Annotated in this window: 20 protein-coding genes and 1 other annotated feature (1 of these 21 only partly in view); of the genes, 5 read left to right on the top strand and 15 right to left on the bottom strand. The window is 55.9% G+C overall.

Annotated elements, in window-relative coordinates; translation table 11 throughout:
• Positions 1–8 precede the first annotated feature (8 nt).
• The 6 genes from rihC to ribF all read right to left on the bottom strand — a co-directional run bounded on the left by rihC (position 9) and on the right by ribF (position 6,732).
• Entirely contained in the window at positions 9–926 is a 918-nt protein-coding gene (rihC, locus tag AQ981_RS13105; protein WP_058912186.1) for a ribonucleoside hydrolase RihC, read from the bottom strand.
• Between the two features lie 72 nt (positions 927–998).
• Positions 999–1,949, bottom strand: a complete 951-nt coding sequence (ispH, locus tag AQ981_RS13100) for a 4-hydroxy-3-methylbut-2-enyl diphosphate reductase (protein ID WP_058912185.1) — start codon at positions 1,947–1,949, stop codon at positions 999–1,001.
• Positions 1,930–2,400, bottom strand: coding sequence for an FKBP-type peptidyl-prolyl cis-trans isomerase (gene fkpB / locus AQ981_RS13095; RefSeq protein ID WP_058912184.1), 471 nt, complete (start codon positions 2,398–2,400; stop codon positions 1,930–1,932). Before fkpB ends, ispH begins: the two co-directional genes overlap by 20 nt.
• Positions 2,401–2,403: 3 nt before the next feature.
• On the bottom strand, positions 2,404–2,907 hold the full coding sequence (gene lspA / locus AQ981_RS13090; protein ID WP_058912183.1) for a signal peptidase II: 504 nt from the start codon (positions 2,905–2,907) through the stop codon (positions 2,404–2,406).
• Positions 2,907–5,756, bottom strand: a complete 2,850-nt coding sequence (gene ileS / locus AQ981_RS13085) for an isoleucine--tRNA ligase (RefSeq protein WP_058912182.1) — start codon at positions 5,754–5,756, stop codon at positions 2,907–2,909. Before ileS ends, lspA begins: the two co-directional genes overlap by 1 nt.
• 37 nt (positions 5,757–5,793) lie before the next feature.
• The gene (ribF, locus tag AQ981_RS13080) at positions 5,794–6,732 is read right to left on the bottom strand and encodes a bifunctional riboflavin kinase/FAD synthetase (RefSeq protein WP_058912181.1); all 939 of its coding nucleotides are present in this window, start codon (positions 6,730–6,732) and stop codon (positions 5,794–5,796) included.
• Between the two features lie 324 nt (positions 6,733–7,056).
• Here ribF and rpsT point away from each other — a divergent pair, with 324 nt between their 5' ends.
• Complete coding sequence (rpsT, locus tag AQ981_RS13075) at positions 7,057–7,320, top strand: 30S ribosomal protein S20 (protein WP_058912180.1); 264 nt, start codon at positions 7,057–7,059, stop codon at positions 7,318–7,320.
• A 67-nt stretch (positions 7,321–7,387) separates the two neighbouring features.
• Here rpsT and nhaR read toward each other — a convergent pair whose 3' ends face one another.
• From nhaR to dnaK, 4 genes are all read right to left on the bottom strand, one after another.
• A complete protein-coding gene (gene nhaR / locus AQ981_RS13070; protein ID WP_058912179.1) occupies positions 7,388–8,281 on the bottom strand; it encodes a transcriptional activator NhaR in 894 nt (297 codons plus the stop codon).
• A 66-nt stretch (positions 8,282–8,347) separates the two neighbouring features.
• The gene (gene nhaA / locus AQ981_RS13065) at positions 8,348–9,520 is read right to left on the bottom strand and encodes a Na+/H+ antiporter NhaA (RefSeq protein WP_058912178.1); all 1,173 of its coding nucleotides are present in this window, start codon (positions 9,518–9,520) and stop codon (positions 8,348–8,350) included.
• Between the two features lie 428 nt (positions 9,521–9,948).
• Positions 9,949–11,091, bottom strand: a complete 1,143-nt coding sequence (gene dnaJ / locus AQ981_RS13060) for a molecular chaperone DnaJ (protein ID WP_058912177.1) — start codon at positions 11,089–11,091, stop codon at positions 9,949–9,951.
• A 265-nt stretch (positions 11,092–11,356) separates the two neighbouring features.
• Entirely contained in the window at positions 11,357–13,270 is a 1,914-nt protein-coding gene (dnaK, locus tag AQ981_RS13055) for a molecular chaperone DnaK (RefSeq protein WP_058912176.1), read from the bottom strand.
• A 460-nt stretch (positions 13,271–13,730) separates the two neighbouring features.
• Here dnaK and satP point away from each other — a divergent pair, with 460 nt between their 5' ends.
• Both satP and AQ981_RS13045 read left to right on the top strand, forming a co-directional pair.
• Entirely contained in the window at positions 13,731–14,291 is a 561-nt protein-coding gene (satP, locus tag AQ981_RS13050; protein WP_058912175.1) for an acetate uptake transporter, read from the top strand.
• A 272-nt stretch (positions 14,292–14,563) separates the two neighbouring features.
• The gene (locus AQ981_RS13045; RefSeq protein ID WP_058912174.1) at positions 14,564–15,841 is read left to right on the top strand and encodes an NRAMP family divalent metal transporter; all 1,278 of its coding nucleotides are present in this window, start codon (positions 14,564–14,566) and stop codon (positions 15,839–15,841) included.
• 59 nt (positions 15,842–15,900) lie between these two features.
• Here the strand turns inward: AQ981_RS13045 and mog are convergent, their stop codons facing one another.
• A complete protein-coding gene (gene mog / locus AQ981_RS13040) occupies positions 15,901–16,491 on the bottom strand; it encodes a molybdopterin adenylyltransferase (protein WP_058912173.1) in 591 nt (196 codons plus the stop codon).
• 224 nt (positions 16,492–16,715) lie between these two features.
• On the bottom strand, positions 16,716–17,669 hold the full coding sequence (tal, locus tag AQ981_RS13035) for a transaldolase (protein ID WP_058912172.1): 954 nt from the start codon (positions 17,667–17,669) through the stop codon (positions 16,716–16,718).
• Positions 17,670–17,873: 204 nt separating this feature from the next.
• On the opposite strand from tal, the gene AQ981_RS13030 reads away from it, so the two are divergent.
• On the top strand, positions 17,874–19,298 hold the full coding sequence (locus AQ981_RS13030; protein ID WP_058912171.1) for an alanine/glycine:cation symporter family protein: 1,425 nt from the start codon (positions 17,874–17,876) through the stop codon (positions 19,296–19,298).
• A gap of 75 nt (positions 19,299–19,373) precedes the next feature.
• Positions 19,374–20,147, top strand: coding sequence for a peroxide stress protein YaaA (gene yaaA / locus AQ981_RS13025; RefSeq protein WP_058912170.1), 774 nt, complete (start codon positions 19,374–19,376; stop codon positions 20,145–20,147).
• 153 nt (positions 20,148–20,300) lie between these two features.
• Here yaaA and thrC read toward each other — a convergent pair whose 3' ends face one another.
• The 3 genes from thrC to thrA are packed head-to-tail and all read right to left on the bottom strand — an operon-like array spanning position 20,301 to position 24,984.
• Entirely contained in the window at positions 20,301–21,587 is a 1,287-nt protein-coding gene (thrC, locus tag AQ981_RS13020) for a threonine synthase (protein WP_058912169.1), read from the bottom strand.
• 3 nt (positions 21,588–21,590) lie between these two features.
• A complete protein-coding gene (gene thrB / locus AQ981_RS13015; protein ID WP_058912168.1) occupies positions 21,591–22,520 on the bottom strand; it encodes a homoserine kinase in 930 nt (309 codons plus the stop codon).
• A gap of 1 nt (position 22,521) precedes the next feature.
• Entirely contained in the window at positions 22,522–24,984 is a 2,463-nt protein-coding gene (gene thrA, locus AQ981_RS13010; RefSeq protein WP_058912167.1) for a bifunctional aspartate kinase/homoserine dehydrogenase I, read from the bottom strand.
• A gap of 26 nt (positions 24,985–25,010) precedes the next feature.
• Positions 25,011–25,028 (bottom strand) — a sequence feature (Thr leader region); it runs 104 nt beyond the window's last position.

Here is a 25,028-nt window from a genome sequence, read left to right as displayed (position 1 = left end):
CCCGTCCCTCAGGGCGCCAACGCAATGACCTGCGCGACCCACGCCTGAAATCCAGCGACATCCAGTTGTAGCGCAACCTGGACATTCGCCGGGCGCTTCAGGCGATTCTCAATATCCACCACCGTGGTCCCTGCGGTGTATTCACCGTGGGTTTCTACCGCCACAAAGCAGGGCTGCAGCGTGAACAGCTCCGGTTTTACCAGCCAGGCGATGGCGCACAGGTCATGCATCTTCAGTCCACGGCTCATACTGCCGCTGCGATAGTGGCTGAACAACGCGTGGAGCATTTTCCCGGTACGGTTAATCTCCGGCAGTTGCGCCAGATATAGCGGATCCAGCAGCGCGTGGTTGGTCACATCCAGACCGCACATGACTATTTCCAGGCCGCTGGCGAAGACTTTCGCCGCCGCTTCCGGATCGATAGCGATATTAAACTCGGCATTCGGCGTGTAGTTACCGCGCCCCGCCGAGCCGCCCATAATCACCAGGCGTTTAATTTTCGCCACGCAGTCCGGGTACTGAATCAGCAGCAGAGCAATATTGGTCAACGGACCAATCGCCACCAGCGTCAGCGGCTCATCGCTGGCCTGCAGTTGCTGATAAATCGCTTCGAACGCCGGCAGCGCCAGCGGCTGGCGCTGATGCTCAACAAATGCATAGCCTTCCATTCCGGATTCGCCGTGCACACTGGCGGCATCCCCCGGCGCACGAACCAGCGGTGATGCCGCCCCTCTGGCGACCGGAATGTCCCGGTTCCAGAAATGAAGCAGTTGCAGCGCGTTGCGGGTGGTTTTTTCTATACCGACATTACCGGCGACAGTGGTCAACAACCGGACATCCAGTTGCGGGGCAAACAGCGCGGCGGCGATGGCCGCGGCATCGTCAATGCCGGGGTCGGTATCCAGAATAACGGGGATCCTGCTCATTACATCCTCCATAAAAAATGCCAGGCGACATCACATCGCCTGGCATCTTCTCATATCGCAGAACGTAAAGCGTTACTCTACTTCACGAACATCCACACGCAGTTCTTTGGGTACTTCAAAAACAATGTTCTCTTCGCGACCGGTCAATTCCTGCACCTCGGTGCCCCCCAGGTTACGCAGACGCGCCAGGACATTCTGCACCAGAATATCCGGCGCCGATGCCCCGGCGGTTACCCCGACGCAGGCGGCGCCGGCAATCCACGAAGGCTGGATATCCGAAGCGTCGTCGATAAGCCAGGCTGTTTTGCCCATCCGCTGCGCCAGTTCCGCCAGCCGGTTGGAGTTCGACGAATTTTTGGAACCGACCACCAGCACCACATCCGCTTGCGCCGCCAGCGCCCGTACAGCTTCCTGACGGTTAGTGGTGGCATAGCAGATGTCGTCTTTACGCGGCCCGACGATCTTCGGGAAACGCTGGCGCAGGGCGTCGATAACATCAGACGTATCGTCCACCGACAGCGTGGTCTGGGTCATAAAAGAGAGGTTCGCCTCATCTTTGACGGTTAACTTCCAGACATCTTCCGGCGACTCCACCAGGTACATGCCCCCTTGCGGATTACTGTACTGGCCCATGGTGCCTTCAACTTCCGGGTGGCCGGCGTGACCAATGAGAATCGATTCTTCCCCACGGCGGCTGGCGCGCGCCACTTCCATATGGACTTTGGTTACCAGTGGGCAGGTAGCGTCGAACACCGTCAGATCGCGGTTTTTCGCCTCATTGCGCACCGCCTGGGAGACGCCGTGGGCTGAGAAAATCAGGATCGAGCCATCCGGCACTTCGCTGATTTGCTCAATAAAGATGGCGCCGCGCTGGCGCAGGCTGTCCACCACGTAGCGGTTGTGTACCACCTCATGGCGAACATAGATAGGCGCGCCGTAAATCGCCAGCGCGTTCTCCACGATGCTGATAGCGCGGTCAACCCCGGCACAAAAGCCCCGGGGATTAGCCAACAGAATCTGCATTCACTGCCTCCAGTACCGGGTCTATCTCCAGTACTTCAATATCAAAATGGACGGTGTGCCCGGCCAGCGGATGGTTGAAATCCACGGTGACCGAGTCGCCGCTGATTTCCCGTACCACGCCGGGCATTTCGCTGCCATCCATAGCGGTAAACAACATGATCGCGCCGATTTCCGGCTCGCCGGCATCAATAAAATCGCGGCGCGAAAAATACTGGATCAGGTCCGGACTCGGCACGCCGAAAGCCGCCTCCGGAGGCAGGGTAAAGTCAGTTTTGGCGCCGACTTTCAGCCCCAACAAATGCTGCTCCAGACCTTCCGACAGGCTGCTGTCCCCAAGGCGGAACAGCGCCGGTTTGCCGTTATTGCGGGTTGACTCGGCGGTGGAGCCATCGTCGAGTTTCAGCGTGAAATGCACCAGCACCGCGCTGTTGCTCTGTATCGACTCTGCCATGACTTACCCTTTTTGTTCAGTTTTCGTGGAAGGGACAAAAAAACCTTCCAGCACAATCAGCGCCGCGCCAATACAGATGGCGGTATCAGCGATGTTAAAGGTCGGGAAATGCCAGTTGCCGACATAAAAATCGATCATATCGACCACAAAGCCGTGCACCATACGATCGAACAGATTACCCAGCGCGCCGCCAATAATCAGCGCATAGGCAATATTATTCAGCTTCTGACTTCCCTTCGCCCGGTACATCAACACCAGCAGCACCAGCGCAATACCGATGGCGATACCGGCGAAGAACCAGCGCTGCCAGCCATCTTCACCGGCCAGGAAACTGAATGCCGCCCCCGGGTTATGCGCATAATGCAGGTTGAAAAACGGAATCAGCGCCCGGGTTTCATACAGCTGGAAATTATTCATGACCCACTGTTTGACCCCCAGGTCCACTGCCAGTACTAACAGCGCCAGCCACAGCCAGCGCAACCCGGTAGAAAGAATCGGTTTACTCATCAGGCAAACTTACGTTTTTCGCCGTCGCCGGCGACGTTACTGACACAGCGACCGCAGATATCTGCGTGCCCCGCAACCTTGCCGACATCGGTGGTATAGTGCCAGCAGCGCGGGCACTTCTCACCTTCGGCTTTTTGCAGCGCGACTTTCAGCCCTTTGAGCAGTTCGCTCTGTTGGGCATCGGCCGGCGCCGCAGCATAATCGGCAACCTGCGCCCCGGACGTCAACAGGACAAATCGCAGTTCATCGCCCAGCGCCGTCAGCTTCGCCGCCAGCTCCGGCTGCGCATACAGTGTTACCGCCGCTTCCAGCGAACCGCCGAGACGTTTGTCGGCGCGCGCCTGTTCGATGACCTTGTTCACTTCGCCGCGCACTTGCAGCAGCTCGTCCCAGTAATTGTCGTTCATGGCTTCATTTTCCGACAGTCCGAACAGGCCATCGTACCACTCGCCAGTGAAGACATACTGGTCGCGTTCGCCAGGCAGGTAGCTCCAGATCTCGTCGGCGGTAAACGACAGGATCGGCGCCATCCAGCGCACCAGCGCTTCGGCGATATGATACAGCGCGGTCTGGCAACTGCGGCGCGCCACACTGTCGGCCTTCGCGGTGTACTGACGGTCTTTAATGATGTCGAGGTAGAACGAGCCCATTTCCACCGAGCAGAAGCGCATCAGACGCTGTACCACTTCGTGGAAATCATAATCCTCATAGGACTGAACAATGTCCGCCTGCGCCGCCTGTGCGCAACCCACCGCCCAGCGATCCAGCACCACCATCTCTTCCGGTTTCACCATATCTTTACGCGGATCGAAACCGTTGAGATTAGCCAACAGGAAGCGGGCGGTATTGCGGATACGGCGATAGGCATCCGCCGCACGCTTGAGGATCTCGTCAGATACCGCCATTTCGCCGGTGTAGTCGGTGGAGGCTACCCACAGACGCAGGATATCCGCGCCCAGTTTGTTCATCACATCCTGCGGCGACACGGTATTCCCGATCGATTTGGACATCTTGCGGCCCTGACCGTCGACGGTAAAGCCGTGGGTCAGGACCTGGCGATACGGCGCTTTGCCTTTCATCGCCACGCCGATCATCAGCGAGGACATAAACCAGCCGCGATGCTGATCGGAGCCTTCCAGATACATATCCGCCGGATGGCCGCCAAACTCCGGACGCGCATCCACCACCGAGAAGCTGGTAGAGCCGGAGTCGAACCAGACATCGAGCGTGTCCGGCACTTTCACGTAACTGTCGGCTTCGTCGCCGAGAATCTCTTTTGGATCCAGATCCCACCACGCCTGAATGCCGCCCTGCTCCACGCGTTGGGCGACCGCTTCCATCAGTTCCTGAGTGCGCGGATGCAGCTCTTCGGTATCTTTATGGACAAACAGCGCCATCGGCACGCCCCAGGTACGCTGGCGAGAGATACACCAGTCCGGACGGTTGGCGACCATGGATTCGATACGCGCCTTACCCCAGGCCGGGATCCAACCGCTGAGGTTCTGCTGCGCCAGCCCTTGCTGCTCGATGCGATCGATTTCTTTCAGGGACTGAATGCGTAGCCCTTTCTGATCCATGCTGATAAACCACTGCGGCGTGGCGCGGAAAATGATCGGCGTTTTGTGGCGCCAGCAGTGCGGGTAGCTGTGCAGCAGTTTTTCAACATGCAGCAGCACGCCTTTTTCGCGCAGCAGTTCCACGATAACGTCATTGGCCTTAAAGACCATTACGCCGTCCAGCGTCGGGTAAGTTCCCGGCAGGAAACAGCCGTCCGGCCCCACCGGGTTAGCTATCTCCAGACCGTACTTGAGACTGATATTATAGTCATCCGGACCGTGGCCGCCCGCGGTATGCACCGCGCCGGTACCGGCATCGAGAGTGACGTGATCGCCAAGGATCACCGGCACATCAAAACCCATAAACGGATGCGTAAAGCGCAGCAGTTCCAGCTCTGCGCCTTTAGCGGTCCCGAGGATTTGCCAGTCGTCGATCTGCGCGCTCTTCATCACGCTTTCCACTAAATCTTTGGCGACAATCAGCGCCTGGCCTTTGGCCTGCACCAGCGCATAGTCAAACTCCGGATGCAGCGAGATAGCGCGGTTAGCCGGCAGAGTCCACGGGGTGGTGGTCCAGATAACCAGCGACAGCGGGCCGTCTACGGCAGATACGCCGAATTTCGCCGCCACTGCGGCGCTATCCACGGCGTGGAAAGCGACATAGACAGACGGGGAGGTTTTGTCGTAGTACTCCACTTCCGCCTCAGCCAGCGCCGATCGGCAGTCCACACACCAGTGCACCGGTTTGGCCCCTTTATGCAGATGGCCGTTGGCGATTATCTTGCCCAGCGCGCGGATGATGTTCGCTTCCGTCTGGTATTCCATGGTCAGATACGGATGCGCCCAGTCTCCCAGCACGCCCAGGCGGATAAAGTCGTTACGCTGGCCTTCCACCTGCTCGGCGGCATATTTACGGCAGGCGGCGCGAAATTCGCTGGCGGAAACTTTCTCGCCCGGTTTGCCGATAAGCTGTTCTACTTTCAGTTCGATAGGCAACCCATGGCAGTCCCAGCCCGGAACATAAGGCGAATCATAGCCCGCCAGCCCTTTGGACTTAACGATAATGTCTTTGAGAATCTTGTTAACCGCGTGACCAATATGAATGCTGCCGTTCGCATACGGAGGGCCATCATGCAGAATAAAGGTCTTTTTGCCTTTCTTCGCATTACGGATGATGCCGTACAGGTCATCACCATTCCAGCGCGCCAGCATACCCGGTTCGCGCTTAGCGAGATCGCCGCGCATCGGGAACCCTGTTTCCGGCAAATTCAGGGTAGATTTATAGTCACTCATCAGATTCTCAGTTCCGTATTTCGGTTAGCAAATAGTATTAAGCCGGTGTCTGAAGCCCAAAAAATGCCCGGGCTGTCTCCACATCTCTGGCGATTTGCGCTTTCAGCTCATCAAGCGAAGCGAAACGCTGCTCATTGCGTAATTTTTTACGCAGTACCACATCTATGTGGCGTCCATACAGGTCCATTGCAACATCCAGTAGATGAACCTCTAACTGCTGGCGTACTCCCGACACCGTCGGCCGGGTGCCGATATTCGCCACGCCGGGCAGCGATTTCTCACCCAGCCCCAGCACATCGACGGCGAAAACGCCTTTAATCGGCGAAACCTGGCGGCGCAGCGGCAGGTTGGCGGTAGGAAAACCGATCGTTCTCCCCAGTTCGTCGCCGTGCACTACGCGGCCGGAAATGGTGAAGGGATGCCCCAACAGTTTTTCCGCCAGCGCTAAATCGTCCTGCTGCAGCGCCTGACGCACCGCGGTACTGCTGATACGCGCGCCGCCGTGGCAGAAGGTTTCGCTGCTGGTCACGGCAAAACCATATTCCTGCCCCGCCTTCTGTAATAACAAGAAATCCCCCTGCCGACCAGCGCCAAAGCGGAAATCATCCCCCACGGCGAGGAATTTCACCCCCAGTTTTTCCACCAGCAGCCCGGAGACAAAACTCTGGGCAGTCAGCGCGGCAAAGCGGCGATTGAAGTTCACGCACAGCACATAATCCACGCCGCAACCGGCGAGATAGCGCAGCTTTTCCCGCAGCCGGGTCAGGCGCGCCGGGGCTTTATCCGCCGCAAACAGTTCCAGCGGCTGGGGTTCAAAAATCATCACCATGACCGGCAAACCACGGGCCCGCCCTTCCGCGCACAGCCCCTGCAGCAATGCCTGGTGACCACGGTGGACGCCGTCAAAATTACCAATAGTCAGTACACAGCCATGGTGGGCCGGACCGAGATTATGTATACCGCGTATCAGCTTCATGACAGGCTCAAAACAGTGGAAATCGGCGGATTATACCTTGTACAGCGTTCAAGGTTAACCGGGGATTACGCGCCGCGCAGGAAAGGTGTAAGAATTTCATTCAGCTAAGGCGCTTTCAACCTTTTATGTGCGTAAATGACGGTTTTTGTCGTTTCAGGTCTGTATTCGGGGACGGCAAACTGTTAGAATCCTGCGCCATCACTACGTAACGGGTGCCGATTTTTTAACGGCGCTTATTTGCACAAATCCATTGACAAAAGAAGGCTAAACGGGCATATTCCTCGGCCTTTGAATTGTCCACATAGATTATTTGGGAGTTGGACCTTGGCTAATATCAAATCAGCTAAGAAACGCGCCGTACAGTCTGAGAAGCGCCGCAAGCATAACGCTAGCCGTCGCTCCATGATGCGTACCTTCATCAAAAAGGTATACGCGGCGATTGCAGCAGGCGATAAAGAAGCTGCTCAGAAAGCATTTAACGAAATGCAACCGATCGTGGATCGTCAGGCCAGCAAAGGTCTGATCCACAAAAACAAGGCTGCGCGTCATAAAGCTAATCTGACCGCTCAGATCAACAAACTGGCTTAATCGCCATTTGTTATCAGCCTGATAAAAAAACCCGCCTGGCGGGTTTTTTTACGCCTGCAGTACCGCGCTATTCCATCCCGAACAGCGCCGAATAGTCCTGATTACAGATGCGCTGCACCGCCGGATGCTGAATCATACGCTCGGCAAAAATCGCATGATACTCCTCCATCACGTTATCCACCCGGCCAATTTCGACGATTTTGTCATCATCGTAAAAATCATGCAGATACAACGTCGGCGCGACGAAAATCGCGTTATGCGCCGCGCCAAACGCCTTCATCAGCGCCGCATCGTCAAATTCGCCGAGAATCTCGACCTTCAATCCCTGAGAGTTAATCCAGTTTAATAGCTTACGACCCAGCATCGAACGGCGGCCCGGAATCAGCAGACGCCGCTCTTCCAGGCAGGCGGGAAAGGGTTTTTCCGGTACTGGCGAACGACACCAGAAGCTGACGCCGCACTCGCCAATCTTCACCGAAAACAGCCCTTCCTGCTGAGTGGAATCGATAGGGCAATCGGAAATGATCATATCCAGCTTATGCTGGCTGAGCTGCTCAAGCAGCATTTCATGGGTGGATTCAAAACAGCGCAGGTGAATCTGCTCGTCAGAGAATACCGCCGCATCAAGCACGCCGCTGACCAGACTTTTTGACAGGGCATCCGCGACGCCGACATCGAACAGCAGGTGCGACTCCTTGCGGTAATTGACAATATCCAGCATCTCCTGGCTAAGGGTGAACATCCGATCCGCGTAGCGAAACACCAGTTGTCCCAGTTCTGAAGGCTCCAGCCCGCGTCCCTTGCGCTTAAACAATTTCCCCTGTAGACGCTCTTCCAGCGCCTTAATCTGGCCGGTAATGGTCTGCGGCGTCAGATACAGCGCTTCGGCGGCGCCGACCACAGAGCCTTCCTTACAGACATGCCAGAAATAATAAAGGTGATTGAAATTAATGTGAGACATGCTTAGTCGCTCCCTGAAAATACGCCACCGCGGCCCTCACCTGAGCCGCGGTAGTCAATCGCCCGATTACACTGACGGCGATGAAAAACGCTTACGCAACATTCCGTAGCCTATCACTGCGGATAATACAGAACCGATAAGTATCCCCAGTTTTGCCCAGTTAATCAGTTGCGGATCCACACTGGCGAAGGCCAGCGTTGAGATAAAAATGGACATCGTGAAACCAATGCCGCACAGCACGCCAACCGCCACAATATCACGACAGGTTGTGCCCTGCGGCAGCGTGGCCCACTTCATTTTCAGCGCCAGCCAGCAAAACAGGCTGATGCCCAGCGGTTTGCCGATCAATAAACCGGCGATGATGCCCATCGGCAGTAAAGAGGCCAGCCCGGCGACTGACATGCCCGCCAGCGATACGCCAGCATTAGCGAACGCGAACAGCGGCAGAATCAGAAACGCCACCCACGGCTCCAGCACATGCTCCAGCGTTTCCGCCGGAGAGTGGCCGTCCTTCGCCTGCAACGGCACCAGGAAACCGACAATCACCCCCGCGAGGGTCGCATGAACGCCGGACTTCAGCACGGCGGTCCACAGAATCGCCCCAACCATGATGTAAATACCGATACGCCGCACATTCATCACATTAAGCAGTACCAGCACCGCAATGGCGATAGCGGCAATCACCAGCGACAGCACCGACAAATCATTGGTATAAAACAGCGCGATAATGACGATGGCCCCCAGGTCGTCGATGATTGCCAGCGCCATCAGGAATATCTTTAACGCCACCGGAACCCGATTGCCCAACAATGCCAGAATCCCCAGCGCAAACGCGATATCGGTCGCCGCCGGGATCGCCCAGCCCTCGCGGGTAATCGGATCCTGAAAGTTAAAGGCCAGATAGATGGCCGCAGGCACCACCATACCGCCGATGGCGGCAATCACCGGAAACGCCGCCTGACGCAGACTGGCCAGCGATCCCAACACCATTTCACGCTTGACTTCCAGGCCGATAAGCAAAAAGAACACCGCCATCAGGGCATCGTTGATCCACAACAGCATGTTTTTATTGATCTCTAAGGCGCCGACCCTGAGTTCCACCGGCGTGGAAAGAAATGCGTGGTAAAACAGCGCCGTCGGGCTGAAATTCGCCAGCACCATCGCCATCACGGCGGCAACAATCAGCACCACTCCCGAAGAAGCTTCGCTACTGAAAAAACGTTGCAACAGTTTAGCCATTCTTAAATCTCATCATTCGTTAATCATTCATAGTTATTAATGATAAGGATAGACAAAGAAATCACTCGTTAAAAACAGTTTATCGCGGCCAATTAACTCGATAAAAACGAATTAAAAAGGCATTTAGATCGCCATAAACGAAATCAAATCCTATTTCAAATGAAATCACAGATGGAAAGCTCAGAGAAACCGAAGAGAGACCAGGAAGTGAAATAATCAGAAAGCATCAACCCGCCCACCAGACAGGCGCTAATCCTGTAAAAAAATAAAACTATCGTCAGCTATCCCGGGCGTGACGATAGCCGCCGGAACCGATAAAAGTCTGAACCAGGCAAACACAGACCACACAGCGCCGAAAATGGTCCTCGCAGCAAAAAAAAGCCCGGGGCGCACCGCACCCCAGGCTATTTACTGCGGCTCAGCGAAACTCAGCGCGTCAGGTCATCGAAAAATTTCTTCACGCCGTCAAAGAAGCTCTTTGAACGCGGGCTGTTTTTCTCCCCGGTGGGACCGCCGAAACTTTCCTGCAACTCCTGCAGCAATTTCTTCTGTTTGTCGTTCAGGCCAACCGGCGTTTCCACGACCACACGGCACAGCAGATCGCCCTGCGCTCCGCCGCGCACCGATTTAACGCCTTTGCCGCGCATGCGGAACAGCTTACCAGTCTGGGTTTCACTCGGTATTTTCAGTTTCACGCGTCCATCAAGGGTCGGGACTTCGATTTCACCGCCCAGCGCCGCCATCGCAAAGTTGATCGGCACTTCGCAGTACAGGTTATTACCTTCGCGCTCAAAGATCGGGTGCGATTTGACCTGAACCTGAACGTACAGATCGCCGGCTGGTGCGCCATGCTCCCCGGCCTCGCCCTCGCCGGCCAGCCGAATACGATCTCCGGTATCCACCCCGGCGGGGATTTTTACCGACAGCGTTTTGGTCTTCTCTACGCGGCCATGGCCATGGCAGTTATTGCAGGGATCTTTGATGATGGTCCCGCGTCCCTGGCAGTGCGGACAGGCCTGCTGGACAGTAAAGAACCCCTGGCGCATCTGTACCTGGCCAGAACCGTGACAGGTAGGACAGGTCTGCGGCTGAGAACCGGCTTTCGCTCCACTGCCGTGGCAAACGTCGCACTCTTCCAGGGTTGGAATACGAATTTCCCGGGTCACGCCGCGCACCGCTTCTTCCAGCGTCAGTTCCATGTTGTAGCGCAAATCCGCGCCGCGCGCCGCGCGCTGGCGACGACCACCGCCAAAAATATCGCCGAACACATCGCCGAAAATGTCGCTGAAATCCGCGCCGCCGCCGCCAAATCCACCGCCGAAACCGCCGCCGCCCATGCCGCCCTGCTCAAACGCCGCATGACCATATTGATCATAGGCAGCGCGCTTTTGCGCATCGGTCAGAATCTCATAGGCTTCTTTGATCTCTTTGAATTTCGCTTCAGCTTCTTTATCCCCCTGATTACGGTCAGGGTGATATTTCATTGCCAGGCGCTTATAGGCCTTCTTGATTTCACGCTCTTCCGCGGTCTTCGGAACGCCTAAAACCTCGTAATAGTCTTTCTTCGCCATCTCTTCTATCTGCCCTCAGAGCCTGTTATCCAGGCATAATCGTTACAGCCAGTCTGCATGCGCCAGGCACGGATATCTATCGACAACACTCGTGAGAGTGACGACTTTCCAGGCCCAGACTGACAAATAAATAGACTGGAAAACCAGGCTCTTAACATGCGTGCACGGGCGTAGAGGAAACCCCCGACGCCCGTGCTGGTTATCTACCCTTTTCCTGCGGCCTTGCCGCCGCAGGGTTCAGGTATACCACCCTCATAAAGGGCGATTATTTTTTGTCTTTCACTTCTTCGAATTCAGCATCGACCACATCGTCATCTTTGGCTGCGCCGGCATCGGCAGAGGCGCCAGCCTGCTGCTGAGCATGCTGCTGCTGAGCGATTTCCATCAGTTTGGCGGAAACCTGCGCCAGCGCCTGCATTTTCGCTTCGATATCGGCTTTATCTTCGCCTTTCAGAGACGTTTCCAGCGCGCTGAGTGCTGACTCGATGGCAGATTTGTCGTCTGCCGGCAGTTGCTCGCCGGCTTCTTCAACCTGCTTACGGGTGCTATGCACCAGGTGATCCGCCTGGTTACGGGTCTGTACCAGCTCTTCAAACTTACGGTCCGCTTCAGCGTTGGCTTCTGCTTCACGTACCATTTTCTGGATTTCTTCTTCATTCAGACCAGAAGAGGCTTTAATGGTGATATTCTGCTCTTTACCGCTGTTTTTGTCTTTCGCGGAGACATGCAGAATACCATCGGCATCGATGTCGAACGTGACTTCGATCTGCGGCATGCCGCGCGGCGCCGGGCTGATACCATCAAGGTTAAACTGGCCCAGAGACTTGTTATCGCCGGAACGTTTACGCTCGCCCTGCAGCACATGGATGGTGACCGCGGACTGGTTATCTTCCGCCGTCGAGAACACCTGGCTGTGCCTGGTCGGGATAGTGGTGTTTTTAGTAATCAGCGGCGTCATTACGCCACCCATGGTTTCAATCCCCAGCGACAGCGGAGTCACATCCAGCAACAGCACGTCTTTTACATCACCGGTCAGTACGCCACCCTGAACGGCGGCGCCAATGGCTACGGCTTCATCCGGGTTAACGTCTTTACGCGGTTCTTTGCCAAAGAACTCTGCCACTTTCTTCTGCACCATCGGCATACGCGTCTGACCACCAACGAGGATCACGTCGTTGATATCAGAAACCGACAGGCCGGCGTCCTGCAGAGCGACTTTCAGCGGCTCGATGGAACGGTTCACCAGGTCTTCGACCAGGCTTTCCAGTTTCGCACGCGTCACTTTGATGTTCATGTGTTTCGGACCGGTGGCGTCTGCAGTGATGTACGGCAGGTTCACGTCGGTCTGCTGAGCGGAAGACAACTCGATTTTGGCTTTTTCCGCCGCTTCTTTCAGGCGCTGCATGGCCAGCGGATCGTTACGCAGATCAATGCCCTGATCTTTCTTAAATTCATCAACCAGGTAGTTGATCATACGGCTATCGAAGTCTTCACCGCCGAGGTGGGTATCACCATTGGTTGCCAGAACTTCGAAGGTTTTTTCGCCGTCAACTTCGTCGATTTCGATAATAGAGATATCGAAAGTACCGCCACCGAGGTCGTAAACCGCGATAGTACGGTTGCCGACTTCTTTATCCAGACCATAAGCCAGCGCGGCAGCTGTCGGTTCGTTGATGATACGTTTGACTTCCAGGCCAGCGATACGACCGGCGTCTTTGGTCGCCTGACGCTGCGCATCGTTAAAGTACGCCGGTACGGTGATAACCGCTTCAGTTACCGGTTCGCCCAGGTAATCTTCCGCCGTTTTCTTCATTTTCTTCAGCACTTCAGCAGAGATCTGCGGCGGCGCCATTTTCTGACCTTTTACATCAATCCACGCATCACCGTTTTCAGCACCGATGATTTTGTACGGCATGATGGCTTCATCACGCTGAACTTCTTCATCCTGGAAGCGGCGGCCAATCAGGCGTTTGATCGCAAACAGGGTGTTTTGCGGGTTTGTCACTGCCTGACGTTTAGCCGGCTGACCAACCAGAGTTTCACCATCCTGGGTATAAGCAATAATAGAAGGCGTGGTGCGATCGCCCTCGGCGTTCTCCAGCACGCGTGCTGTGGTGCCATCCATAATCGCCACACAAGAGTTGGTTGTGCCCAGGTCGATACCAATAATTTTACCCATCTAAACGTCTCCACTAAAAATTCGTCATCATGTGGTTGTGAACCAGTAATAGGGGCGAATCATCAGCTTTCAAGCGCCCACGCGGCTTTTTTTTCCGGTCCACAACTTTCGTTGACTACAAGATGGGGTCGCTATTGGCCCCATCAAGGGGCAAGACAAAAAATTTTTCATTTCCCCCCTTTAGATCATAGACTCGGGTTTCGCACCTGATTATGATGCCGCGCCCCGTGCAGCCATCATGCCGCATTCGGGACTTTACTCAGGGCCTGACCCGCCAGCAGTTATTGCTTCCGGCAGTTTGAACACTGGCAACGCGGCAAACCCCAACGTACATGTCATGCGTTAAAGGATTGACTCGCTACGCTCGCTGCCCGGGCCGCCGCAAGCGGCGTTCAAAACGGCAATTAACTCACTCTGATGGGCTGGTTCTTAATCATTAACAGGGATTTTCAGAGGAACTATGGGCAACACTCAGTTGGCTAATCCAGCTCCCCTGGGCTTAATGGGTTTTGGTATGACCACCATTCTGCTCAATCTGCATAATTTGGGTCTATTCCCGCTGGACGGCGTTATTCTGGCAATGGGGATTTTCTACGGCGGTATGGCGCAAATCTTCGCCGGCCTGCTGGAGTTTAAAAAGGGCAATACCTTCGGTTTAACCGCCTTCACCTCCTACGGCTCATTCTGGCTGACCCTGGTCGCCATTTTGCTGATGCCGAAAATGGGGTTAACCGATGCGCCGAGCGGCCAGTTCCTGGGCGTTTATCTTGGCCTGTGGGGCATTTTCACGCTGTTTATGTTCTTCGGCACGCTGCAGGCGGCGCGTATGCTGCAGTTCGTCTTTGGTAGCCTGACGGTACTGTTCGCTCTGCTGGCTGTCGGCAATATCGCTGGTAGCGAAGCGATTATTCATATCGCCGGCTGGGTGGGCATTATTTGCGGCGCCAGCGCATTTTATCTGGCGATGGGCGAAGTACTGAACGAGCAGTTTGGCCGTACCGTACTGCCGATTGGCGACTAAATCACCCTCATCCACAGGGCCGGTATCTGTCTTATTCCGGCCCGTTTCCCTGTGTTACAAAACAGGGAAAAACTCCAGACATCAAATAAAACTCAGCACAACAGACCAGATTACCTGGCATATAACGCCACACACTTAGTTTTTAGCGCTATTTTAGCATCCTGTGCCTGAATGTCGGTTTGTCATCCGCGGGCGCATCTGTTATTCAGAGAACAGTATACAAATCTTCATTCAAGCTCCTGAACAGGATGAAATAACAAGGAAAGCGTTTTATGTCGGAAATCAGCTCCCCGCAATGGGATAATTTAACGCCCGGGCAGCGCTGGAAGCAGCGAATGCAAGCGCTGGGCCCCGGAATTCTGGTGGCAACCGCCGCCGTCGGCGGTTCGCATTTAGTCGCATCAACCCAGGCCGGGGCACTCTATGGCTGGCAACTGGTGTTACTGATTATTCTTGCCAACTTATTTAAATACCCTTTCTTCCGTTTCGCTACCCATTACACGCTGTCTACTGGCCTCAGCCTGATAGAGGGATATCAGAAAAAAGGCCGTTTCTGGCTTCTGGGATTTACCGCGCTGAATCTGGTCGCCGGGGTGGTCAATATGGCCGGGGTACTGATTCTGACCGCCGCGTTATTGCAATATTTTATTCCGATTGAGTTAAGCCTGACCGTACTCTGCCTGCTGCTGCTGGCCATATCGCTGGTTATCGTGCTGGTCGGCCACTATAAGGCTCTCGATCGCGCAGGGAAATTAATCATGTTTATGCTCACCGTCACCACGGTGATCGCAGCCTGCATAGCCTGGTATAACGGCCCGGTGGCTCCGGAAGGTTTCCAGAGCCCCTCCCCCTGGACACTTTCGGCACTGGCGTTTCTGGTCCCGATGGTCGGATGGATGCCGGCGCCAATTGAAATTTCGGCCATTAATTCAATGTGGCTGATCTCTCGCCAGCGTCTCACTCCGGTTTCCCTGCGTAATGCGCTCTTCGACTGCAATGTCGGTTACTGGCTAACCGCCCTGTTGGCGCTGGTATTCCTCTCACTGGGGGCGCTGGTTCAGCACGGTTCGCCAGTGCAACTGGAGATGGCTGGCGGGGCTTTCGCCTCCCAGTTGATTTCGATGTATGCCGCCACTATCGGAGAATGGGCTCGCCTGCTGGTCGCCCTGATAGCTTTCCTGTGTATGTTCGGCACCACCCTGACCGTTCTTGATGGCTATGCCAGGACAATCAATGAGTCTATGCGTCTGCTGCGCGGCTCAGAAGTCCGCACTCAGCGTTCTTTAAGCCTGTGGGTTCTGTTTCTGGCGGCCAGCGGCATGCTGATTATTTTGCAATTCAAGAGCGCGCTCTCGCCGATGTTGACCTTCGCCATGGTGATGTCATTCCTTACCACGCCGCTGTTTGCATGGCTCAACTTCAGCCTGGTGCGCGATACAAAACAGTGCCCATTCCCACAGCCATTCTGGCTGGTGGCGCTGGCCTGGCTGGGGCTCTTCTTCCTGACCGGATTTGCCCTGCTGTTTCTCTGGTGGCGCTATTTAATGTAATGCCAAAACCACAAAGCCAGGCAAAACCTGGCTTTGTGGCTATTACGTTATGTTATCCCTCAGGATGGCGTATTCTCACGTCTGGCGCTTTTCGGGCGAAATGCCGCGACCACCGCCGGATTGGTTTCGACATATGGCCCTTCAAGAAGCTGAATGCAGTAAGGTACGCTGGCGAAGATACCGTGAACCAACACGTTACCGTTTTCATCCTTCACCCCTTCCAGGGTCTCCTGAATTGATTTCGGCTGGCCAGGTAAATTGAGGATCAGCGCCTGTTTACGAATCGCCCCCACCTGACGGGAGAGAATCGCCGTCGGTACGTAATGCAGGCTAATCTGACGCATCTGCTCCCCAAATCCTGGCATCAGCCGATCGGCGATAGCCAGCGTGGCGTCCGGCGTCACATCGCGGCGCGCAGGCCCCGTTCCACCAGTGGTCAGCACCAGATGACAGGCCATTTCATCCACCAGCTCACACAGGGTTTGCTCAATGGTCAGTTGCTCATCGGGGATCAGGCGGGTTTGAATTTTAAACGGCGTGGTCAGCGCCCCTTCCAGCCAGCTTTCCAGGGCAGGAATGCCTTTATCCTGATAAACCCCGCTGGACGCGCGATCGGATACTGAAACCAGGCCTATGCGTAATGTATTCATTGTCATTCCGGAAACGTAATCTGCTCTTTAATCGTCATAATATACCCTAAATAATTCGTCTTGCAGGACAAAACGCCATCGCGAGCGGCGAAGAGGGCAGCATCGCAGGCTGAGCGAGTGAAGGGTTCTTATCATTTGTCACAGGACGGCGATGCGCCAGGAAGGGAAAGGCAGAGAGAGAGGATACCGCGTGGCCGACATGCGCCACGCGTGGGAGAGCGGGATTAGAGCAAGTCGCCAACCATTTTTTCCAGTTTTTCCTGGTCAATGGCAAACTTACGGATCCCATCCGCCAGTTTATCTACTGCCATCGGATCCTGGTTGTGCTGCCACAGGAACTCAGACTCGGTCAAACGCTGCGGACGCGCTTTGATTTCGCCGCTGTAAGAAAGTTTACGGACCACTTCACCCTGACTTTCAGACAGCTCTTTGAGCAGCGCGGGTGCAATCGTCAGGCGATCGCAGCCCGCCAGCTCAAGAATTTCGCCCACGTTGCGGAAGCTGGCGCCCATCACCACGGTCTCGTAGCCGTGCTGCTTGTAGTACTGGTAGATTTCGCTCACCGATACCACGCCCGGGTCTTCATGGGCGGCATACTCTTTCTTGTCGGTATTCGCTTTGTACCAGTCGAGAATGCGACCGACAAACGGGGAAATCAGGTATACGCCGGCTTCAGCACAGGCGCGAGCCTGGGCGAAAGAGAACAGCAGAGTCAGGTTACAGTTGATCCCTTCTTTCTCCAGTTGCTCTGCGGCGCGGATCCCCTGCCAGGTGGATGCCAGCTTGATCAGAATACGCTCATTGCTGATACCAGCATCGTTATACAATTTGATCAAACGCTTGGCCTTCGCCACGCTGGCTGCGGTATCGTAGGACAGACGCGCATCGACTTCAGTAGAGATACGACCCGGAATCAGTTTGAGGATTTCCAGACCGATATTCACCGCCAGTTTGTCAGTCGCATCGATAACCTGCTGCGCGCGATCGCTGCTCTGGCTGCGCGCCCAGGTGACGGCGTCATCAATTAATTTACGGTATTCAGGAATTTGCGCGGCATTCAGAATCAGAGAGGGGTTAGTTGTGGCATCCTGCGGCTGGTATAGTTTCATTGCCGCGATGTCTCCGGTGTCGGCCACAACGGTAGTGAGCTGACGCAGGGAGGTCAATTTATCCGTCATATTGAATTTCTCATTAAAACACATGTAAGGGAGATGTAACCGGTCTGGTTCTGATAATATCACGCCGCTCTTTCGGCGCAACCATCCAGGATAAGTCGCCGGGGTTATGATAAACTCCCTGAATTGTTAGCTCGCTATTCTAAGGACCGTCTGATTGAGGACCGCTGTCTCTCTGCCTTTCAGACGCAATAATGAGGGACGTTAATGCAGGATGTTCTTAACTTTATCAGCGATCTCCTGTGGGGATCGGTACTGATTTATCTCTTGCTGGGCGCTGGTATCTGGTTCACCCTGAGCAGCGGTTTTATCCAGTTTCGCTATTTTCACCACGTTATCCGCAACCTGAAAAAAAGCCTGATTCCGGCACCTGACGGCATTACTGCGTTTCAGGCGCTCTGCACCAGCCTTGCAGCCCGGGTAGGCAGCGGTAATCTCGCCGGGGTGGCGCTGGCGATTACCGTCGGCGGGCCGGGCGCCGTATTCTGGATGTGGGTGACGGGGATTATCGGGATGGCCACCTCGTTTGCTGAATGCACCCTGGCGCAGTTATATAAAGGGCGCGATCAGCAGGGAAACTTTCGCGGCGGTCCAGCCTGGTACATGGAACGCGGGCTGGGGATGCGCTGGATGGGCATCATGTTCGCGATTTTCCTGTTATTCGGGTTTGGGATGGCCTTCAATGCCGTCCAGGCCAAAGCCATCGCCAACGCCTTCAGGCATGCTTTTGCCATCCCTGAACTGGCTACCGGCATTGTGCTAATGCTCCTGACCGGTATCGTTATCGCCGGCGGCCTGAAGCTGGTCGCCAGAACCGCCCAGTGGCTGGTGCCGGTAATGAGTCTGCTGTGGGTAAGTATCAGCGCTATTCTGATGGTAATGCATTTCGACCAGATACCAGGCATTCTGCTGGTGATTGTGAAAAGCGCTTTCGGCTGGCATGAGGTCGCCACCGGCGCCATGAGTTATACCCTGGGTCAGGCAATCACCATCGGTTTTCAGCGCGGTATGTTTTCCAACGAAGCCGGCCTGGGCTCCGCGCCCAACGCGGCGGCGGCGGCATCTTCGTGGCCTCCGCATCCGGTGTCCCAGGGGATTGTGCAGATGATCGGCGTGTTCATTGATACGATAGTTATCTGCTCGGCAACCGCCGCGGTGATTCTGCTGTCCGGTCTGGCCTCTCCCGGTAGCGCCCAGGGTACCGTTCTGGCCCAACAGTCGCTCAGCCTGCTCGCCGGGGAGTGGGCCAGCGCCTTCATCGCCGCAATTGTCTTTTTATTCGCCTTTACATCAATCATCGCCAACTACGCCTATGCGGAAAATAATCTGGTTTTCCTGCGCCAGAACACCCCGGGGAAAATTCGCCTGCTGCGCGCCATGGTGTTACTGACGGTCCTGCTGGGCGCGCTGGGTAGCCTGACGCTGATCTGGCAGTTCACAGATATCGTCATGGCGCTTATGGCGGTCACTAATCTGACCGCTATCTTGCTGCTGTCGCCGATCGTCAAGGACCTTGCCGCCGATTACCGACGCCAGCGCCGCCTTGGGCTGGCGCCGGTGTTCGATCCGGACCGTTTTCCACAGCTTAGCGGTCAACTGGTGCCCGGGGTCTGGAAAGCGCCAGAGTCATAGCCAATAACAACCATAGGCCCCGCAGCGCGGGAAATTTGTTACAGTAGCGCTTTTATAAAATCGCAAGGAACGAACATGCTCATCCTGCTATCACCTGCCAAAACCCTGGACTATCAGAGCACGCTCGCGACTGAGCGCTACACCAGACCGGAATTGCTCGACTATTCCCAACAGTTGATCGATGTGGCGCGCAAGCTGTCGGCGCCGCAAATCTCATCGTTAATGGGTATCAGCGATAAACTCGCCTCCCTCAACGCCACGCGTTTCCACGACTGGCACCCCGACTTCACCCCGGATAATGCCCGTCAGGCAATTCTGGCGTTCAAAGGGGATGTGTACACCGGCCTGCAGGCTGAAACCTTCAGCGAGGCGGATTTTGATTTCGCCCAGCAGCACCTGCGGATGCTCTCCGGTCTGTATGGGGTACTACGCCCGCTGGATTTAATGCAGCCTTATCGTCTGGAGATGGGGATCAAACTGGCCAATAAAAAAGCGCCGGACCTCTACGGTTTCTGGGGCGAGACTATCACCAGTAAACTCAACGATGCTCTGAGCGCCCAGGGCGATGATGTGGTTATCAACCTCGCCTCTGATGAATACTTCAAAGCGGTTAAAACCGGGAAATTACGCGGCCAGATGATCAAACCGGTGTTCCTCGATGAGAAAAACGGCAAATTTAAAGTCATTAGTTTCTACGCCAAGAAAGCGCGCGGCCTGATGAGCCGCTACATCATCCAGAATCGGCTCACCCGGCCGGAGCAGCTCACAAGCTTTAACAGCGAAGGGTATTTCTATGATGATGGGTTATCCAGCGATCGGGAACTGGTTTTCAAACGCCACGAACGGTAAACGCCCGGGCGACGCTGCCCCTACTGATAAGCAAAAACGCCAGCATCATGCTGGCGATGTGCGCTGAAATTTCCACGATCCTCTCTTCGTTTTCCCCGGATGCCAGGCAAAAAAAAATCACCCGGGCGGGTGATTTTCAACGCAGCGCAAAACTCAGGCCTTGCTCATCATCAGCTGGCGTAGCGCCGTATAGTCCGCCGCTAAATGATGCGAGAGCAGCGGCAGGTCTGCGCGTTCGGCCAGCGCCGCAGGCAGTTCCAGCGGCTCGCCAAGGATCGCCTCGACGCTCTCTTTAAACTTCGCCGGATGAGCGGTGCCAAGGAACAGCCCATACTCCCCGGGCTGTAGCTGATCGCGCAGGGCGCGGTAAGCCACCGCCGCATGCGGCTCGGACACATAGCCCAGCGCCTTCAGCTCTTTCATGGTCGCCTGCGTGGTTTCATCATCCACCGCGGCGAAACCCAAATCGGACAGGCGCCAGATTTTACGCCGAAACAGCTCTTCGACCCGCGGCCAGTTATTCGGCTGACTGACATCCATGGCGTTAGACAGCGTGGCCTGTGTCGCCTTCGGCGTCCACTCGCCGCTTGCCAGGTAGCGCGGCACGGTATCATTGACATTGGTGGCGGCAATGAAGCGTTTCACCGGCAGACCCAGCGATTTCGCCAGCAGGCCGGCGGTTAAATCCCCGAAGTTACCGCTCGGCACCGAAACCACCAGCTGATTACGCGCCTGCTGGGGTAACTGAGCCACCGCCTCGAAGTAGTAACAGATCTGCGCCAGCAGACGGCTGATATTGATAGAGTTGGCAGAGTTCAGCCCCAGCTTCTGTTTCAGCTCTTCATCATCAAACGCCTGTTTGACCAGCGCCTGACAGGCATCGAAATCGCCGTCGATCGCCACGGTTTCAATATTCCCCCCCAGCGTACAGAACAGTTTCTCCTGCAGCGGACTGATCTTACCGTGCGGATAGAGGATCACCACCCGCACATTCTTCAGGCCATAAAACGCATGGGCGACAGCCGCGCCGGTGTCGCCGGAAGTGGCGGTCAGAATAGTGACCGGCTTATCGCCGCTGATTTGCGCCAGCATCTGGGCCATAAAACGGCCGCCGAAATCTTTGAACGCCAGCGTCGGACCATGGAACAGCTCCAGGCAGGAAACATCGTCGGTGACTTTCGCGACCGGCGCCGGGAAAGCAAACGCCGCCCGCACTCGCTGCTCAAGGATTGGTTGGGGAATTTCATCGCCGATAAACGCGCCGAGAATGCGCGCGCTGCGGGTGACAAAATCCTGTTTCAGCAGCTCATCAATGTCCGTCAGCTCAAACTCCGGCAGTTCATGGGGGAAAAACAGCCCCTGATTCCTTCCCAGCCCCTGCACAATCGCCTGCGCAAAGCTAACCTGTTCGTTGTGATCTTTTAAGTTGTAGAGTTTCATCTTTTATCCCAGTACTCGTGCGCCGGTCGTGTCCAGACGGCAAATATGTACAAAGCCTTCCTGATTTTGCAGGTAATGCTGACCAAGCCAATCGGCCATACGCTGCGCGGTTTCACTGCTGTCGCATACGGCAAACAACGTCGGGCCGGAGCCGGAAATCCCGCAGGCCAGCGCGCCGATATCTTCCGCGGCACGGCGCGCGTCGCTGAAGCCCGGCAGCAACTTCGTGCGATACGGCTCGGCGATAACATCTTTCATCAGTTTTGCCGCTAACTGCGGCTGGCGGGTATGACAGGCGTGAATAAACCCGGCCAGATAGCGGCCATGACTAATGCAGTCCTGGCGGCGATACTGTGCCGGGAGGATCGCCCGCGCCTCGGCGGTCGAAACCTTGATCCCCGGATACGCCATCACCCAGAACCACTCGTCGAAACCCGGCACCGACTGGCTAATAATGCCGTTTTCTTCCAGCATTAGCTGTAATCCGCCCAGAAAGCAGGGAGCCACATTATCATAATGTACGCTGCCGGAGATGCGCCCTTCCAGTTCGCCCATCAGAGTCAACAACCGGTTATCGTCCAGCGGCCGGCCACAGAACTCATTCATAGCCATCAGTCCGGCGACGACGGAACAGGCGCTGGAGCCCAGTCCGGAGCCGATCGGCATGTTCTTTTCCAGCGTCATGGTCACCGGTACGGTTTTACCCATCTCCTGACAAAACCGCTCCCAACACTGCCAGGCGATATTCTCGCGCGGATCGGCGGGCAATTTGCTGACAAAACGCCCGGCGTTGTGCAGGCTGAACGTCTCCGCCGCCTCCACGCTGACGCAATCCCCCAGCAGAGAACCATCTACCGGCGACACGGCCGCCCCCAGCACATCAAACCCAACGCTCACGTTGCCAATCGAGGCCGGGGCATACACTTTGACCATGTTAAACTCCTAACTTCCAGGACAGGGTACGCAGTAAGTCGGCAAATACCCCGGCGGCGGTGACATCGTTACCGGCCCCATAGCCGCGCAGCACCAGCGGAAGCGGTTGATAATAGTGGCTGTAAAACGCCAGCGCGTTTTCGCCATTCTTCACTTTATACAGCGGATCGTTACCGTCCACGGCGGCGATTTTCACCGCGCAGCGCCCGGACTCATCGATCATACCGACATAGCGCAGCACTTTCCCCTCATCGCGCGCCTGCGCAACGCGGGCGGCAAACGCGGCGTCGAGCTGCGGCAGCCGCGACATAAAGCTCTCGACATCACCGTCTGCGTCAAACTCCGCCGGCAGTACCGGTTCAATCACGATATCGCTCAACTCCAGAGCCGCGCCGGTCTCACGGGCCAGAATCAGCAGCTTACGCGCCACATCCATCCCGGAGAGATCGTCGCGCGGATCGGGCTCGGTATAGCCCATTTCCCGCGCCAGCCGGGTCGCCTCAGACAGGCTGACGCCTTCGTCCAGTTTGCCAAAGATAAACGATAATGAGCCGGAAAGGATACCGGAGAAACGCTGCAACTCATCACCTGCGTTAAGCAGGTTTTGCAGGTTTTCAATGACCGGCAGTCCGGCCCCGACGTTGGTGTCATACAGGAACTTACGGCGTGAACGTTCCGCCGCGCTGCGCAGTTGATGGTAATAGTTGAGGGAGGAAGTGTTGGCCTTTTTATTCGGCGTCACCACGTGGAAACCTTCGTTCAGGAAGTCGGCATATTGATCGGCAACCGCCTGGCTGGAAGTACAGTCAACAATCACCGGGTTTAGCAAATGGTATTCTTTCACCAGCCGGATCAGGCGCCCGAGGTTAAACGGCTCTTTGGCTTCCGCCAGTTCCGCCTGCCAACGTTCCAGATCGAGGCCGTGAACATTGGTCAACAGCGCCCGGGAGTTCGCCACCCCGCAGACCCGCAGATCGATATGCTTCTTCTTCAGCCACGCCTGCTGACGCTTGATCTGTTCGAGCAGCGCGCCGCCGACGCCGCCGACACCGATAACAAACACTTCAATTACCTGATCGGTATTGAACAGCATCTGATGGGTGACCCGCACCCCTGTAGTGGCGTCGTCATTATTCACCACGACCGAAATTGACCGCTCTGAGGAGCCCTGGGCAATCGCCACGATATTGATATTCGCCCGCGCCAGCGCCGCAAAGAACTTGGCGGAAATACCGCGCAGCGTACGCATACCGTCGCCGACAACCGAAATGACCGCCAGACGTTCAACAATCGCCAGCGGCTCCAGCAGTTCCTCTTTCAGTTCCAGGTAGAACTCTTCTTCCAGGGCCCGGCAGGCACGCTGGCTGTCACTCTGCGGTACGCAGAAGCTGATGCTGTACTCAGAGGAGGACTGCGTGATCAGCACGACTGAAATCCCGTTGCGCGACATAGCGGCAAATACCCGCGCCGCCATCCCGACCATCCCCTTCATTCCCGGCCCGGAGACGCTGAACATCGCCATATTATTGAGATTACTGATACCTTTGACCGGTAGACCGTCTTCATCGCTTTTCGCGCCAATCAGAGTACCCGGCGCCTGGGGGTTACCGGTGTTTTTGATCAGGCAGGGGATCTGGAACTGGGCGATGGGGGTAATGGTACGCGGGTGAAGAACTTTGGCGCCAAAGTAGGAGAGTTCCATCGCCTCCTGATAGGACATCGACTTCAGTAGCCTGGCATCCGGCACCTGGCGCGGATCGCAGGTATAAACACCGTCCACATCGGTCCAGATTTCGCAGCAGTCGGCGCGCAGGCAGGCAGCCAGCACCGCGGCGGAATAATCAGAGCCGTTGCGCCCCAGCACCACCAACTCGCCTTTTTCATTACCGGCGGTAAAACCGGCCATCAGCACCATGTGATCCTGCGGAATGCGGCTGGCAGCGATGCGCCGGGAGGATTCGGCGATGTCCACCGTAGACTCGAGATAGTGACCCACCGCCAGCAGTTTTTCCACCGGATCAATCACCGTCACTTTATGTCCGCGCGCCTGCAACACAGCAGCCATGATAGCGATAGACAGTTTTTCACCGCGGCAGATCAGGCTGGCATTGATGCTGTCCGGGCACTGCCCCAACAGGCTGATACCGTGCAACACATGTTTAATCTGGGCAAATTCATGATCCACCATGGTTTTAAGCTGAGCATGGGGAAAACCCGGCTGAGTTTCCGCCAGACCGGCGAGCAACTCAGCAAAAATGCGCTCGGCATCGCTGATGTTCGGCACAGCATCCTGGCCGGCGATGGTCTTTTCAATCATCGCCACCAAGTGGTTAGTAATTTTCGCTGGGGCAGACAGCACTGTCGCCACTTGTCCCTGTCTGGCATTGCTCTCCAGTATATCGGCGACACGAAGAAAACGCTCCGCGTTGGCCACTGACGTACCGCCGAACTTCAACACTCTCATTGTTGTTACCCCTTGATATTTTGACCAAAAAAAAAGCCCACACT

Source organism: Entomohabitans teleogrylli, assembly GCF_001484765.1.
GTDB lineage: Bacteria > Pseudomonadota > Gammaproteobacteria > Enterobacterales > Enterobacteriaceae > Entomohabitans > Entomohabitans teleogrylli.
The sequence above is the reverse complement of the archived record's forward strand: the minus strand, read 5'-3'. Positions and strand labels throughout refer to the sequence as shown.